11 protein-coding genes are annotated in these 15,166 nt (G+C 58.1%); 5 read left to right on the plus strand and 6 right to left on the minus strand.

Annotated features, from left to right (window positions below; all coding sequences use genetic code 11):
- Positions 1–3: 3 nt before the first annotated feature.
- Complete coding sequence (gene glyA / locus ACT3TJ_RS03490) at positions 4–1,332, minus strand: serine hydroxymethyltransferase (protein ID WP_192526868.1); 1,329 nt, start codon at positions 1,330–1,332, stop codon at positions 4–6.
- 437 nt (positions 1,333–1,769) lie between these two features.
- Here glyA and fdhA point away from each other — a divergent pair, with 437 nt between their 5' ends.
- The gene (gene fdhA / locus ACT3TJ_RS03495; RefSeq protein WP_192526869.1) at positions 1,770–2,957 is read left to right on the plus strand and encodes a formaldehyde dehydrogenase, glutathione-independent; all 1,188 of its coding nucleotides are present in this window, start codon (positions 1,770–1,772) and stop codon (positions 2,955–2,957) included.
- A 164-nt stretch (positions 2,958–3,121) separates the two neighbouring features.
- On the opposite strand, the gene ACT3TJ_RS03500 is transcribed toward fdhA, so the two are convergent.
- The gene (locus ACT3TJ_RS03500) at positions 3,122–4,228 is read right to left on the minus strand and encodes a hybrid-cluster NAD(P)-dependent oxidoreductase (RefSeq protein ID WP_192526870.1); all 1,107 of its coding nucleotides are present in this window, start codon (positions 4,226–4,228) and stop codon (positions 3,122–3,124) included.
- A gap of 368 nt (positions 4,229–4,596) precedes the next feature.
- On the opposite strand from ACT3TJ_RS03500, the gene ACT3TJ_RS03505 reads away from it, so the two are divergent.
- Complete coding sequence (locus ACT3TJ_RS03505) at positions 4,597–5,883, plus strand: aromatic ring-hydroxylating oxygenase subunit alpha (protein ID WP_444665458.1); 1,287 nt, start codon at positions 4,597–4,599, stop codon at positions 5,881–5,883.
- 98 nt (positions 5,884–5,981) lie between these two features.
- Here ACT3TJ_RS03505 and ACT3TJ_RS03510 read toward each other — a convergent pair whose 3' ends face one another.
- Positions 5,982–6,215 (minus strand): hypothetical protein, encoded by a 234-nt coding sequence (locus ACT3TJ_RS03510; RefSeq protein ID WP_444665459.1) that lies wholly within the window; start codon positions 6,213–6,215, stop codon positions 5,982–5,984.
- Positions 6,216–6,415: 200 nt separating this feature from the next.
- Between ACT3TJ_RS03510 and ACT3TJ_RS03515 the strand changes: the two genes are divergently transcribed.
- From ACT3TJ_RS03515 to ACT3TJ_RS03525, 3 genes are all read left to right on the plus strand, one after another.
- Positions 6,416–7,993 carry a BCCT family transporter gene (locus ACT3TJ_RS03515; protein WP_444639562.1) on the plus strand — a complete coding sequence of 526 codons (1,578 nt, stop codon included), beginning with the start codon at positions 6,416–6,418 and terminating at the stop codon, positions 7,991–7,993.
- A 177-nt stretch (positions 7,994–8,170) separates the two neighbouring features.
- Positions 8,171–9,922: a sodium:solute symporter family protein gene (locus tag ACT3TJ_RS03520; protein ID WP_444665460.1), complete on the plus strand. Its 1,752-nt coding sequence runs from the start codon at positions 8,171–8,173 to the stop codon at positions 9,920–9,922.
- 96 nt (positions 9,923–10,018) lie between these two features.
- Positions 10,019–10,906, plus strand: coding sequence for a DMT family transporter (locus ACT3TJ_RS03525; protein ID WP_172116823.1), 888 nt, complete (start codon positions 10,019–10,021; stop codon positions 10,904–10,906).
- An 89-nt stretch (positions 10,907–10,995) separates the two neighbouring features.
- Here ACT3TJ_RS03525 and etfB read toward each other — a convergent pair whose 3' ends face one another.
- The 3 genes from etfB to ACT3TJ_RS03540 are packed head-to-tail and all read right to left on the minus strand — an operon-like array spanning position 10,996 to position 15,105.
- Positions 10,996–11,820: an electron transfer flavoprotein subunit beta gene (gene etfB, locus ACT3TJ_RS03530; protein ID WP_444665461.1), complete on the minus strand. Its 825-nt coding sequence runs from the start codon at positions 11,818–11,820 to the stop codon at positions 10,996–10,998.
- Positions 11,810–13,087, minus strand: coding sequence for an electron transfer flavoprotein subunit alpha (gene etfA, locus ACT3TJ_RS03535; protein WP_444665462.1), 1,278 nt, complete (start codon positions 13,085–13,087; stop codon positions 11,810–11,812). Before etfA ends, etfB begins: the two co-directional genes overlap by 11 nt.
- Entirely contained in the window at positions 13,084–15,105 is a 2,022-nt protein-coding gene (locus ACT3TJ_RS03540; RefSeq protein WP_444665463.1) for a (Fe-S)-binding protein, read from the minus strand. The genes etfA and ACT3TJ_RS03540 overlap by 4 nt, the downstream gene beginning before the upstream one ends.
- Positions 15,106–15,166: the final 61 nt, after the last annotated feature.

A 15,166-nucleotide genomic window follows, 5' to 3' on the forward strand; every position in this document is an offset into this window, starting at 1 on the left:
TCGTCAGGCGATTGAGGCGCTATCGGCTACGTGCTCACTGGTGGTTTGGGCTTGGCCATATACCGGGTAGTGGGCACACAGGTCGGCGACGTTTTCACGTACCTGGTTTTCTACGTCAGTGGTGTCCTGCTGGTCGGCCAGTACGTCAAGAATGTCGCAAATCCAGCCTGCCAGGTGCTCACAGTCTGCCTCAACCATTCCGCGGGTGGTTACCGCCGGAGTGCCAATGCGCAGGCCCGAGGTAACGAAGGGGCTTTGCGGGTCGTTGGGCACGGTGTTCTTGTTGACCGTGATATGCGCGCGCCCAAGGGCTGCGTCGGCATCTTTACCGGTAATGCCCTGTTTGATCAGCGAGACCAGGAACAGGTGATCGTCGGTACCGCCGGAAACCACATCAAAACCACGCTCAACGAAGATGCGCGCCATCGCACGGGCGTTGGCGATAACCTGACGCTGGTAGTTAACGAAGTCCTGGTTCATGGCCTCTTTGAATGCCACCGCTTTGGCCGCGATCACATGCATCAGCGGGCCGCCCTGCTGGCCGGGGAATACCGCGCCATTGAGCTTCTTGTAAAGCGTCTCGTCGCCATCGGCGGAGAGAATCAGGCCGCCGCGCGGGCCGCGCAGTGTCTTGTGGGTCGTGGTCGTCACGACATGGGCATAGGGCAGCGGGCTCGGGTAGAGACCAGCAGCTACCAGGCCCGCTACGTGGGCCATATCGACCATCAGATAGGCGCCGACTTCATCGGCGATGTTACGGAAACGGCGCCAGTCGACCACGCGTGAATAGGCCGAGAAACCCGCAATGATCATTTTCGGCTTATGCTCTCGCGCCAGCCGCTCTACTTCGTCGTAGTCGATTTCGCCGGTGCCTTCGACCAGGCCGTACTGGATAGCGTTGTAGTGCTTGCCCGAGAAGTTGGGGGCTGCACCGTGGGTCAGGTGGCCGCCGTGGGCCAGGCTCATGCCCAGAATAGTGTCGCCAGGACTTACCAGCGCCATGAATACCGCCGCATTGGCCTGAGCGCCGGAATGGGGCTGTACGTTGGCATAGTTGGCACCAAACAGGCTGCAAGCCCGCTCGATAGCCAGCGCTTCCACCTTGTCGACGAATTCACAGCCGCCGTAATAGCGCTTACCGGGATAGCCTTCGGCGTACTTGTTAGTCAACTGGGTGCCTTGTGCTTCCATCACCAGCTTGCTGGTGTAGTTCTCAGAGGCGATCAGTTCGATGTGGGCTTCTTGACGCGCTGTCTCTTCAGCGATTGCCGAGGCAAGGGCCGTGTCGTAGTTGGCCAAGCGGGCTTCGGGAGAAAAATTATTGTGAGTCATCTGGGTCTCCAGGCTAGTCGCTTATATTCGGTCTGGGAGTTTGTTAGCGTCAGGAATGGCATCACCATTCACGCTATCGTGCCGCGATAGTATCGCTGGGCTTGCCCCCCAAGATGCTTACCGACGTCACCGCTCGGCGTATTTGCGACATCGACGTGAATTTTTTATGGGCCTTTATAAGGCGTCGCTCATTTATTGCTCGACGTCGTTTATAAGTAATTGCGGGTAGGCCGGGTGCGTCATGCTGCGGCAACAGGCTAATCTTTAATTGGCCTGCTGATCAGGAAGCGTTTCTCGAAAGCGCTTCACATACGCCAGCTCGATTTAAAATAATGATGCCAGCGCAGTTGTTGGAGTGGCCCTTGATAGCGTCCTTGAGACCGCTCTCTGAGAAAACCTCTTGAGACTGCGCCAGCACCCGGAAGAGAGGATTTCGCATGTCCAACAATCGTGGTGTTGTTTATATCGGCGACGGTAAAGTCGAAGTTCAGGATATCGCCTACCCGAAAATGGAAACGCCCCATGGCAAGCCCATTGATCACGGTGTCATTCTGAAAGTAGTGTCCACGAATATTTGCGGCTCCGACCAGCACATGGTGCGCGGACGCACCACGGCGCCTACCGGTATGGTGCTGGGGCACGAGATCACCGGTGAGGTGATCGAAAAAGGCAAGGGCGTCGAGTTTCTAAACATTGGCGATATTGTATCCGTTCCCTTCAACGTCGCTTGCGGCCGCTGCCGCACCTGTAAAGAGGGCCACACCGGTCTTTGTCTGCATGTTAACGATGACCGAGCGGGCGGTGCCTACGGCTATGTTGATATGGGTGGCTGGGTGGGCGGTCAGGCGCACTACGTAATGGTGCCCTACGCTGACTTCAACCTGCTCAAGTTCCCGGACCGTGATCAGGCCATGAGCCAGATTCGCGATCTAACCATGTTGAGCGATATTCTTCCGACCGGTTTCCACGGCGCCTTGAAAGCGGGCGTTGGTGCGGGTTCCACCGTGTACGTAGCGGGCGCAGGCCCTGTAGGGCTGGCCGCTGCCGCCTCGGCACGCCTGTTAGGCGCAGCGGTAGTGATGATTGGCGATTTCAACAAGGATCGCCTGGAGCACGCCCGCAAGATGGGCTTTGTACCGATTGATCTAAGCAAGCATGACCGTTTGGGCGAGATGATTGCTGCGGTGGTCGGCGAGCCTAGTGTGGACAGCGCCATTGATGCGGTGGGCTTTGAAGCGATCGGGCATGGCGGTAAAGAACAGCCGGCAGTGGTGCTTAACCAGATGATGGAAGTCACTCGCGAAGGCGGTTCTATCGGCATTCCAGGTCTATACGTAACGGAAGATCCGGGTGCGACCGAGAAAGCTGCACAAACTGGTAGCCTGAGCCTGCGCTTTGGCCAGGGCTGGGCCAAGGGGCTCTCGTTCCATACCGGCCAGACGCCGGTAGTGCAGTACAACCGCCAGCTGATGCAGGCCATTCTGCACGGGCGTTTGAACATTGCCGAGATCGTTAACGCCCAGGTGATTTCGCTGGAAGATGCGCCAGCAGGTTACGAGCAGTTCGATGCGGGCGTGGCCAGCAAGTTCGTGCTTGATCCGCATGGATTGCTTGGTGTTGCCTGATTAAGCGCTAAAAGAAGCGGTAACCAACGCTAATAACGCTCATGGCTACGTGCCATGGGCGTTTTTTGTGTTCGCTTAAGGCGAGTGTACGCCACAAAAAACGGATACCGAGGAGCTCAGTATCCGTTTTGGGTCGGGCTAGTGGTGAGTGAAGGGCTACCGCATTAGAAGTCGACTACCAGGTCACCTTTCGGTTTGCTGCAGCAGGACAGGATGTAGCCCTCTTCAATATCTTCGTCGGTGATACCGCCGTTATGCTCCATTTCCACCTCGCCAGATTTCAGCTCCACTCGGCAGGTGCCGCAGATGCCCATACCGCAAGCCTTGGGAATATGCAGCCCCAGCTTGGCGGCTGCGGCGTGAACCGTTTCGCCTGCTTGTATACGTACACTTTTGCCCGACTGGGCAAATTCGATGTTGATCAGATCCTCAGGCTCTGCTAGCTCGGCTTCCACTTCGGCCTGCTCGGCAAGCTCCAGGACGTCTTCCTGAACGTCAACCGGCGTCTCGCCAAACAGCTCTTCATGGTAGTGGTCCATGTTGTAGTTGTTGGCGCGCAAAATCGCTTTGATGGCATTCATATACGGTACGGGGCCGCAACAGAAGATCTCCCGCTCAAGGAAGTCCGGTGCCATCAGCTCAAGCATGGGCTGGGTTAGAAACCCGCGGTAGCCAGCCCATGCCTCACCGATATCTTCTTTCTTCTCGCACACGATATGGAGCTTGAATTCGGGGATGCGCGAGAACATGTGCACCAGCTCGCGATGGAAAATGACATCGCGCGGGGCACGGGCGCTGTGGATGAACTCCACATCGACGTTGGCGTTGGTATCGAAGAGCCAGCGCGTCATCGACATTAGCGGTGTGATGCCTACACCGCCTGAGAGAAGCAGTACCTTTTCGGCAGGAAAGTCGATGGAGTTGAAGTTGCCCACCGGGCCATGGACCACCAGCTCGTCGCCGACCTTTAAATTGGCATGCAGCCAGTTGGAGACCTGGCCTCCCGGCACCTGCTTGACCGTGATTGAGAAGCTGTAAGGCACAGAGGGAGAGCTTGAAATCGTATAGGAGCGCATAACGGGCTGATTATCAATTTCGAGCTCTAGTGTCACAAATTGGCCCGGCTTGAAGAAGAACATTACCGGCTGTTCAGCCATAAAGCAGAACGTGCGAACGTCCCAGGTTTCCTGAATGATCTTGACGCACCGCACATGGTGGCGGCCGTTGGTCCAGGTTTGGGTCGTGACGGGATTAAAGAAGTTCGTTGTCATCGTCGTCTCAATATGGCCGTGCTATCGCGTTGCCTTCACCGGCCCGTCCTGTCTGCACGGTCCAGCACCATTAACCTGCATTCTGGGTACGCGCTTTATGACCAGCTTGCCTGTTAGCGACACGCACTTACCTTGCGGCACCTTCTGCCTATCAAAAATCTCCGCCCACGTCGTCGCCACGCCACATAGTGTCGTGGGCAGACAATTGAAAGCAAATGGCGTGGACCACAATCCATCAACAAGTAGCAAGCGCTGCGCGCTTCACACAATCGCCAGGTTCAGCAACTTAACAACAACACAATTACGTTTGGTTAATGACTCTGTCGCCACCCTGGGTAAGGGAGGCGGTATTTAAAAGGATATCTGGTATGAACAAGACAATGGATGACACACTCAACGACCCTCTGGCTGCCATGCGTGAAGCGACGGTTGATATGCTACAGTCCCGCGCGCACGCGTTTTCTCTACCCCAACCGTTCTATAACGACGCCCGCTTGTTTGCGCTCGACATGCAGGAAGTCTTTGAAAAAGAGTGGCTATTCGCAGGGATGACCTGCGAGATCCCGGCCAAGGGCAACTTTATGACCTTGGAAATCGGTGATAATCCCGTTGTGATTGTGCGTGGCGGTGAAGGCCAGATTTATGCTTTTCATAACGTATGTCGCCATCGTGGCTCACGGCTGTGCACCAAGGACAAAGGAAAAGTCGCTAAACTGGTATGCCCCTACCATCAGTGGACTTACGAGCTTGACGGCCGCTTGCTGTTTGCCGGAAGCGACATGGGTACGGACTTCGACCTTAACCAGTTCGGGCTGAAGCCGGTTAACGTGCGCACGGCGGGGGGCTTTGTATTTATTAATCTGAGCGATAACCCGCCCGCCATCGACGACCTCCTGGAGACGCTTGAGCACTACCTTGAGCCGTACCAGATGGATAACGTCAAGGTCGCTGTAGAGTCGAGTATTATTGAGCAGGCCAACTGGAAGCTGGTCATCGAGAATAACCGCGAGTGTTATCACTGTAATGGTGCGCACCCAGAGCTTTTGAACTCGCTAATCGAGTTTGACGATACCGAAGACCCGCGCGCGACGGACAAATATAAAGACCTGGTGACCCGCAAGCAGGCCGATTGGAACGGCGAGCAGGTGCCTTGGCGGCTCAAGCGCTTTGACAAGCGTAACCGCCTGACGCGCACACCGCTACTTGATGGCGTGGTGTCCATGACCATGGATGGCAAGCCAGCGTGTAACAAGCTGATGGGCCGGTTGACCAGCCCGGACATGGGCTCGCTGCGCATTCTGCACCTGCCCAACTCCTGGAACCACTTCATGGGCGACCATGCCGTCGTGTTCCGTGTATTGCCGCTTGGCCCGCAGAAAACCATGGTCACGACCAAGTGGCTGGTGCACAAGGACGCGGTAGAGGGCGTGGATTACGACCCGGAAAACATGCGTCGCGTGTGGGACGCCACCAACGATCAGGATCGCCAACTGGCGGAAGAGAATCAGCGCGGTATCAACTCCAAGGCCTACCAGCCCGGCCCCTATTCACCAACCTACGAGTTTGGCGTCATCGACTTTATTGATTGGTACTCCGAGCGCATGCTCAGCAATCTGGGAAGCGATAGCGTATCGCTGCAGTTGGCGCAGGGCTAACTGCACGCTGATGATGGGCTGGCCCGCGTTGGCGGGCCAGCCTGCGTTTAGCAATTGCCAATCCGTTCATCAACGCATTAATCAATCAGCTCATGCCCTTACTCAAAGGGCAGAAAACGCTCAATAGCGTGGCGCACCGAAGGCAGCAGAATGTCCTTTTGATCGATAAGCTTGCGCACCAACGTTGGCAGCTCGGTAACCGCCTGCTTGCGATGGGCCTCAGCGGCGATTTGAGCACATGTATCGGGGTCGGCGTTCTCTGGAATATCGATACCCAGCGCGGTCAGCTGTGCCCGAAAATCATCACCATCAATCAGTTCGACAATCATCATGACGGCATCCTCTCTTGTGTTGGTTGTTGGTCTGTCAGTGTACCTATAAATCGGCTGGCAATAGCGCTGGCAACGCGGCAATAGCTATGCCGGGGTCGGTTTTGAATAACTGGGCAAGTGAGTATCGCCTAAAAATTTAAACGCCCTATCCGCCACCTCGGCGGTTAGCGTACAGAAAAAAATAACAACGAGGATAACCTATGGACCATGATGATCCTGTTTTGACCCCCGGTCAGGATAACAAGCAGGTGATGGGGCTGGATTTCCATAACCCCGTCTTTCCGCTCTCCGCACTCGCCATTCTGCTGTTTATTCTTTATGCGCTGATCTATCCCGATGCTGCGAATACCCAGCTTGGCCTTGCCAAGAACTGGTCGATTGAGCATTTCGACTGGCTGTTCATGATTGCGGGTAATATTTTTGTAGTGTTCTGTCTGGCGCTTATCTGTCTTCCGGTTGGGCGGATACGCTTGGGCGGAAGTGATGCCAAGCCGGAATACTCGCGCACCTCCTGGTTCGCCATGCTGTTTGCGGCGGGTATGGGTATCGGGCTGATGTTCTGGAGTGTTGCTGAACCAGTGGCCTACTACACCGATTGGTACGGTACACCCTTGAATATTCCCCCAGGTACACCGGAGGGCGCTAGCGCCGCTATGGGAGCCACCATGTTTCATTGGGGGCTTCATCCATGGGCGATCTATGGCGTTGTCGCGCTATCCTTGGCTTTTTTTACCTACAATAAAGGCTTGCCGCTAACCCTGCGCTCTGCTTTTTACCCGATTTTGGGTGAGCGAACACGCGGCTGGGCAGGCCATGCCATTGATATTCTTGCCGTATTGGCAACCATCTTTGGCTTGGCAACGTCGCTTGGCTTTGGCGCTACCCAAGCGGCTGGCGGGCTTGCCTATCTTTTCGGCATACCCAATACCCTTGGAACACAGATGGCAATCATCCTGGTGGTTACGGTGATTGCACTGTTTTCGGTATGGCGGGGAATCGACGGCGGCGTCAAGCTGTTCTCGAACATCAATATGGTGGTCGCGGCAGTGCTGCTGCTGTTTGTGGTAATCGCCGGACCGACGCTGATGATTATAACGGGAATTGGCACCACAGCAGTGGACTATGTCAGCCATATCCTGCCGCTTTCGAACTGGATTGGCCGCGATGATGACGTCTGGTATCACGGCTGGACCATCTTCTACTGGGCGTGGTGGATCTCCTGGTCGCCGTTTGTGGGGATGTTTATTGCCCGCGTATCCCGGGGGCGCACGGTACGCGAGTTCCTGATTGCGGTGCTGTTGGTGCCGACGCTGGTCACGCTGGTATGGATGAGCACCTTTGGCGGCGCGGCACTGTTTCAGGCCGAAAATAGCATGGGCGAATTAGCCAACGGCATCAGCGACGTTTCGCTTGCCATGTTCCACATGCTGGAGCTACTGCCGTTCACTGGCATCACCTCGACGCTGGCGATTGTGCTGGTGCTGGTCTTTTTCATTACCTCGGCGGATTCTGGCTCCCTCGTCATCGACAATATCACCGCGGGCGGGAAAACCGATGCGCCCAAGGGGCAGCGGGTGTTCTGGGCCGCGCTTGAAGGTGTCATCGCTGGTGTGCTGCTTTACGGTGGCGGTAGCGCGGCGCTTAGCGCGCTGCAAGCAGGCGCGGTGGCGACAGGGTTACCCTTTACGCTGGTGCTTCTGCTGATGTGTTTCAGCCTTTATAAAGGGCTTCACAAGGAGTGGCGCGAGCTCAATGCGGTGCCCAAAATAGCGCGATAGTCAGATTTTGTTGCTGTACTTTGTTGTTGCCAATAGGGGCGCCATTTCAATGGCGCCCCTATTGGTTAGCGGATATCGTGTCGTGATTCCTGCATGCGTTGCCGCTAATAGCAAAGAGTAGACAGCCAAAGCATTGCACCATGGCTAAACAATATTAATAACCTGACGGCTATTCTCATGATTTACACCATCGCAATACTGCTCAGCCTGGTGGGCTACTTTGTTATCGGGCATCTCGCCGGACGGCGCGTCAAAGGTCTGGATGATTATCTGGTTGCTGGCCGCAATGCCCCCACGTTTTTTATCTTGGGCACGCTGGTAGCAAGCTATCTCAGCACCAGCGCGTTTCTCGGTGAAACGGGTTTTGCCTATCAGGGCTATCCGTTTGTGATGCTGATCTTCGCGGCCGTCAGCACCTCGGGATGCCTGCTGGGTGCGCTGGTGTTTGGGCGTTACCTTCGGCGTAGCGGGGCACGTACCGTGCCGGAATTTTTTGGCAAGCGCTTTGCCTCACGCCGTGTTCAGGTAATTGCCGGGCTGACCACAATTATCGGCCTGGGCGCGTATCTGTTAGGCGTTATGCAGGGCGCGGGCATCATGTTCTCTGAGCTGACCGGTATGCCGTACTGGGTCGGGTTGGTATTGGTGTGGGCAACGTATACGGGTTTTATTCTCTATTCGGGATCGCCCGGTGTCATGCTCACCGACACCATCATGTTTGTGATCTTCTCGCTGGCAGCCTTGGGCGGTTCGATCTATGTGATTCAAGATTTGGGCGGGTGGAACGGTGTGGTGGAAGGCCTGCTTACCCAAACCGACAAGCCCGGCATTGCGCTATGGCACGGCGTGCTGGAAGGGCCTGAGGCCAGCTTCTCTTCGCCTGGCGAGGCGCTTACCTGGGGACTAACACTCGGCCTTGTGTGGGCGGCGGTGCTGGCGGCGAGCCCTTGGCAATCCAGCCGTTACCTGATGGCCCGCAATGAGCACGTGGTGATGCGTTCGGCCATGTTGACGGCGGTGGCGCTGGCCATCTTCTACGCATTGATGATGATGACCGGGGCGGCCATCAATCTTTACGATGCTGGGCTGGACCCGGAGCGCTCCATGATTTGGGTGGCGCTCAACGTGCTGCCAACCTGGCTTGGCGTGGTCATTCTAACGGGCGTCTTTGCGGCGGGGCTATCGTCTTGCTCGACGTTTCTGTCGATCATCGGCTTTAGCCTCTCCAACGATATCCTCTCAGCCTCGCAAGATGAGACGTCGGCCATGCGAAAAAGCCGTATTGCGGTGCTCGCTGCGGGCTTGATAGCACTGCTGCTGGCGCTGTTTCAACCGCCTGCGGTTATGTCAGTGGTATGGTTTGCCGCCACGCTATTTGCCTCTTCCTGGGGGCCGGTTGCCTTGATGAGCATCTGGAGCAAGCGGATTACCGCCGCAGGCGCGGGCTGGGGCTTGGCGGTGGGCTTTGTGGGCAACGTCGCGCTGTCGATGATGATTCAGGCCGAGTGGCTTAGCCTGCCGGTATATTTGCACCCGGTACTGCTAAGCACCTTGATGGCGCTGGTGGCGATTACGCTGGCTTCCAGGTTTACCCATGTCAGCCAGGCCGAGAAAGAGTACCAGACGTTTCTGCATACATTTGATGCTCAGGCCGTCAGTGGCTGGGTGACAGGCACCCGTGTGATTGCGCTGTGCACCATACTTTCCGGTGGCGCCATTGGGGTATTTCTCTGGCAACAGTACGCGGTCACGCTGGCCGGGTTCGCCGAGCAGTTCAGTGTGCCTGGCAGTGCCGTGCAGGGTGGCTATATGCTGGCGGTCGGCTGCGGGAGCATGTTGCTGATGGCGGGAGCCGTAGGGTTCTGGGTAGTTCGCCCTCGCCAGCAGAAGGCTTCAACTGCGCCGGTGGCCGTGTCACCTGGCCGTTAACACGGCCTGGGCCGTGAGCCTGCGCTCAACTGTTACGCTTAACCGCTCGCCCATGCGTGAGCGGTTATCTTTTTCTGCCAACCGGGAGTCAATATCATGCAGTTAAGTGGTTATCAGCGCGGTCTGTTGATGGTGGTACTGGGGGTGGTGTTTCTCAGTTTCGACGGCCTGCTGATCCGCCTTGCCGATACCGAGGGTTGGACCATCGTCTTCTGGCGCGGCTTTTTGATGTTCTGTGTGCTGGGGCTTGCGTGTTGTCGAGGCAACCGACTGGCCACGCTACGCGTGAACCCTTTTTCATCGCTGGTTTCGGCAATACTGTTGGGGCTGATTTCGGCGCTTTTCGTACTCGCGGTGATGAACGCCAACGTAGCCAACGTGGTGGTGATCCTTAGCACTGCGCCGTTGTTCGCCGCCCTGTTTTCACGGGTGTTTCTCAAAGAGCGTGTCGCTTTGCGCACGCTGGTTGCGATCGCCGTCTGCATGCTGGGCATGAGTTTGGTCTTTATGGGCGAGGGCGCTCACGGCATGCTGGTAGGCAATCTTTATGCGCTGGCGGCGGCAGCGGCGATTGGCGGTAATTTGACGGTGCTGCGCCGCTTTCCGAGCATTGATCGCATCGTGGTGATTGCTGGCGGGGGCTTGCTTTCTGCGGCAATCGCGCTGCCTTTGGCTTCGCCGTTTGCGCTGGATGCCCCGCGCTATGGCGTCCTCGCGGTGATGGGGCTTATTCAGATGCCGCTGGCCACCGTGCTGATCAACAGCGCTACCCGCTATCTGCCGTCGACGGAAGTGGCGTTGTTCTATCTGGTTGAAACCGCGCTGGGTACGCTTTGGGTATGGTGGTTGTTGGGCGAGCAGCCCACAGCCTCAACGCTTGCGGGCGGGGCGGTGGTGATCAGCGTGCTGATGGTACATGCGGGGATTGGCCTGCATTTGGAAAGGCAGCGCCTGCGGCTATACCCGGGCTTTATGGGGAAGTAGTACGTTTGACCGTTTGCCGCTTGTGAACCTGGACTAAAAAGCCCGCCGAGAAGGCGGGCTGACAGTATCGTTATCATGAAGCAGTGCGCCTAACGCAGTACTCCTTCCTCCTTGAGCAGTTTGAAGATCGCTTCGGCACCCTGTTCTGGGGTGACGTCGTTAAGCGTCTGCCCACCACCACCGCCGGACTTGGCAGCGGCGGCTTTGAAACGGTCACGCGCCGATGATGACTTAACGATCTTAAGCCGCTTGGGACGCTTGCGCGCTGGCTGGAACTGCCAAGTGCTTAGTGCTTCATCAAGCTCGCTGGCCGCTTTTTGATGGGCTAACTCGCCGCGCCTGGCGGGGCCAAAGGCACTTTGGCGGGCAGCGGGCGCGCTGCTGTCCACCGTGGCAAGCGCCGGTAGACGAATGCGCAGGCGCCGCCGCTTGCCGCGCGGCAATGCTTGCAGCACCGTGATCACTCCCTGCTCGACCTTTTCTACCGCCGCTAGACCGGTAATGATCGGCCAGCCAAGCGCCTCAGCCAGTAGGTAGGGCGTTACACCCGAGGCCTCGCCGGTTTCGGCGCGAGTACCGGTCAGCACCAGCTGCGGGGCGCTGGCGCGTAACGCGTTGGCCAGCGCGGGGATTACATCGGCGTGGGGTTGCTGCTCGATCAAGCCAACAGAGTTGATACCCATGCCGAGATAGCCGCGGATGGCCTCTTCATGATCGCTATTTTGCTGGCCGGCATGTAGCAGGCTGACCGAGGCGTTTTCCAGCGTCAGGGCCATTTCTACCGCTCGGGCATCCTGGTCGGCGCGGCGTGCGCGCGCGGTCAGTGGGTGTTGGCCTACCGAAACCAGTACAGCGATGTTCAGCGCGTTGGCGGTTGATTGCTTGGCACTTTTGTTACTGACATCATGCGGCATCGCGATTCTCCTGCTGTTCAGCGCGGTACTGCTCAACCCGTGTAACAAGGGCAGCGAGTATCTGGCTGGCATCGCCGATCACTGCCAGGTCGGCACGTTTGACCATATCGCAGCCTTCATCGAGGTTGATCGCCACCACCTTCTCGCAGCTCTGAATGCCCTGAAGATGCTGGATAGCGCCGGAAATTCCTACCGCTACATAAACGCGGGCAGAGACCCAGGTGCCGGTGGCGCCCACTTGGCGGTCGCGCGGCATAAAGCCGTCATCCACCACCACCCGTGAGGCGCCTTTGGTGGCGCCGAGCACCTCGGCAGCGTGATGATAGCTATCCCAGCTTTTCACGCCATTGCCAGCAGAAAGGATAAATTCTGCTTCCGCGAGCGATACGCTGGCCGGGTCCACCGCGACTTCGCCCATGTCCTCAATGCGGCCGAGTATTTCGGGAAGCCCGTTAGAAAGTGTGATCGGCTCAGCCGCGTGGCGGGTTTCGCTGACCGGGTCGGCGCACTCGGCTAAGGCCAGTACGATACGGGGCAGGGCGCGGGTAATGTCGTTTCTACCTGCCGCACCACGTGCGGTACAGCGCCAGCCGGTTGCGCTTTCAGTGTCTGCCTCGACCTGCCAGACCTGAGCGGCCGGGCGCTCGCCAAGCCTTGTGGCGAGGCGCCTGCCGAGCTCACCGCCAACGCTTGAGTCGGGTAGCAGCCAGTAGCGGGGCGTCATTTCACGATCTACGCTCTGTAGGGTGGCGACGCTAAGCTCCGGCAGGTAGCCCGAGAAACGCTCGCCTTCCAGGTGCAGTAGCCGGTCAATACCCGCCTCGTCAAAGGTGGTTTCTTTATGCTCGCCAAACACTACGGCCAGTACGGCACCAGGCTGGGCCGGGTCGGCATCGGCTAGCTGGCGGGCAAGCCCTAACAGATCACGGTCGTGGGAGGAAAGGCGCCCACCAGCCATATCCGGTACGACCGCCACCATAAAGGCGGGGGTATCGACAGCGACCGGCGTCCTCGTATCCTTGGCCTCAACGCTGCGCCCTGGCGCCTGTGCCGCCTGCTGGACGCCGCTACGATCAATGCGTCGAATGCCGTTGGGGCCGATGAAGCCGACCGCATGGGGGTTGCGGCGCATCACGCCGTTAGGCCCCATCCATTCGCTGGCTACTGCGCCGCCACCCAGTTCGGCGAGCATCTCAAGATGTTGCGGGTGCAGGCGGTTGCGGGCGATCCACTCTTTACGAGGGTCACGACGAACAAGCTCGCTCATGGCATTACCTCCAGGGTGGCGCGCGGTGATGCTGGCGCGGGCTTACTTTGGGTCGCCTTTTCGTCAGACGTTGTGATGATCAACGCGTCGGCGACCAGTTCGGCGATATCCTTGATGTCAGCGCGGGGTTCTACCACGCCTTCAAGCATCGCAGTACACTGTGGGCAGCCTACCGCGACCAGGTCAGCACCGGTTTCGCGAACATCTTCCATACGCATATCGGGAATCCGTTGCTTGCCAGGGATATCGGTGATCGGTGCACCGCCACCGCCGCCACAGCAGCGCGAGCGATAGCCAGAGCGGGCCATCTCCTTAACCTCAATCCCTAGCGCCTTGAGCACCGCGCGTGGGGCTTCGTATTCGCCGTTATAGCGGCCCAGGTAGCAGGGGTCGTGATAAGTCACGTTGCCGCCTTTCCAGGCTTTGAACGTGAGCTTGCCGTCGGTGACGAGCTGGTTGATATAGGTGCTGTGATGGAAAACCTCATACCGGGAAGGCATGTCGGCGGTGCTGAGATCGGCGTACTCGTTTTTCAGCACGTGGAAACTGTGCGGGTCACAGGTAACGATGCGTGCGAAGCGGTACTGGCTCAACGTCTTAATGTTGCGCCGCGCCAAACTCTGGAAAGTAGCCTCATCGCCCAGACGGCGGGCGACATCGCCGCTATCACGCTCTTCATTACCCAGTACGGCGAAGTCGATCTCGGCAGCACGCAGCACACTGATAAACGCGCGCAGCGTGCGCTGGTTGCGCATGTCAAACACGCCATCGCCCAGCCACAGCAGCACCTCGGCTTCGCGCTTGTCGGCCATCAGCGGCAGATTGAGGTCTGCCGCCCAGTGCAGGCGTGAGTCAGGTTCGAAGCCGCCGGGGTTGTCGGTCGCAATCAGGTTGTCTAGCACTTCGGCGCCCTTATTGGGCGTATTACCGTGTTCCAGGGTCAGAAAGCGGCGCATATCGACGATGGCATCAACGTGCTCAATCATCATGGGGCACTCTTCAACGCAGGCGCGGCAGGTCGTGCAGGACCACAACGTTTCGGCATCCACTAATGCGCTACCCGTGCGGGCAACAATCGGGTCGTGGGGGCTGCCGCCATGCTCGCCGACCGGCTTGCCGGGGTAGGGCGAGCCTGCATAGTGGGCGTCGGTGCCGCCTGCCATGCCGACCACCATGTCCTGAATCAGCTTCTTGGGGTTGAGCGGCTGACCGGCGGCAAAGGCCGGGCAGACGGCTTCACAGCGCCCACACTGAACGCAGGCATCAAAGCCTAACAGCTGGTTCCAGGTGAAGTCAGCCGGTACCTCAACGCCGAGCTTGGCACTTTCGTCATCCAGCGCCAACGGTTTGAGCCCGGTTGAGCGGTGCTCTCCGCCAGCGCGCTTGGAAAAACGCTCGGGGCGGCGATGAAAGGCCAGGTGCAGGGCGCCGGCAAAAGCGTGTTTCATCGGCCCGCCCCAGGTCATGCCGAAGAACATCTCGCCAAGGCCCCAAGTGATGACACCGGCCAGCACCAGTGCAGCCAGCCAGCCTGCTCCGCTTTGGAAAAAGCCTTCTGGCAGAACACCGGCAGTGGGCAGTGTCACCACGAACATGCCGATGGAGAACGCCATTAGGCTCTTGGGCAGGCGCATCCAAGGGCCTTTGGAAAGCCGTGAAGGTGGCGGGCTGCGCCGCTTGGCAACCACTAAACTACCCAGGAACATGCTCACCGTGGCGGCCAGCAATACCCAGGCCAAGATAGTGCTATCAAGCCCAAAGCCATGCACCACAATCGCCAGTAATGCGGCCAGCACAAAGCCGCCCGCGGTGGCCACGTGGGTATGGGAGATGAGTTTATCCCGCTCGACAACGTGGTGTAGATCCACCAGGTAGCGCCTGGGTACCTGCATCAGGCCGCGGATAATCGGTGCAGGAGAGGGCCGCCCCTGGCGCCACAGACGCACACGGCGCACAGCACCAATGGCAGCCAGTAACAGCGCAGAAAACAGCAGTATCGGTAGGAGGGTATCAAGCATGGCGTCTCTCCTCTCAGAGACACCGTAAGTACGAAATGTCATGAGCCTGATGGCCCATGAC

The sequence above is a fragment of the Halomonas sp. AOP30-A1-24 genome (assembly GCF_052378165.1).
In the GTDB taxonomy this organism is placed as follows: Bacteria; Pseudomonadota; Gammaproteobacteria; order Pseudomonadales; family Halomonadaceae; genus Vreelandella; species Vreelandella citrativorans.

Excerpts from the sequence above, each read along its gene's own strand:
- ACT3TJ_RS03515 (WP_444639562.1), top strand. The coding sequence starts at position 6,416 with ATGGACCATGATGATCCTGTTTTGACCCCCGGTCAGGATAACAAGCAG.
- ACT3TJ_RS03540 (WP_444665463.1), bottom strand. The coding sequence starts at position 15,105 with ATGCTTGATACCCTCCTACCGATACTGCTGTTTTCTGCGCTGTTACTG.
- ACT3TJ_RS03510 (WP_444665459.1), bottom strand. The coding sequence starts at position 6,215 with ATGATGATTGTCGAACTGATTGATGGTGATGATTTTCGGGCACAGCTG.
- glyA (WP_192526868.1), bottom strand. The coding sequence starts at position 1,332 with ATGACTCACAATAATTTTTCTCCCGAAGCCCGCTTGGCCAACTACGAC.
- ACT3TJ_RS03500 (WP_192526870.1), bottom strand. The coding sequence starts at position 4,228 with ATGACAACGAACTTCTTTAATCCCGTCACGACCCAAACCTGGACCAAC.
- etfA (WP_444665462.1), bottom strand. The coding sequence starts at position 13,087 with ATGAGCGAGCTTGTTCGTCGTGACCCTCGTAAAGAGTGGATCGCCCGC.
- ACT3TJ_RS03520 (WP_444665460.1), top strand. The coding sequence starts at position 8,171 with ATGATTTACACCATCGCAATACTGCTCAGCCTGGTGGGCTACTTTGTT.
- ACT3TJ_RS03505 (WP_444665458.1), top strand. The coding sequence starts at position 4,597 with ATGAACAAGACAATGGATGACACACTCAACGACCCTCTGGCTGCCATG.
- ACT3TJ_RS03525 (WP_172116823.1), top strand. The coding sequence starts at position 10,019 with ATGCAGTTAAGTGGTTATCAGCGCGGTCTGTTGATGGTGGTACTGGGG.
- etfB (WP_444665461.1), bottom strand. The coding sequence starts at position 11,820 with ATGCCGCATGATGTCAGTAACAAAAGTGCCAAGCAATCAACCGCCAAC.
- fdhA (WP_192526869.1), top strand. The coding sequence starts at position 1,770 with ATGTCCAACAATCGTGGTGTTGTTTATATCGGCGACGGTAAAGTCGAA.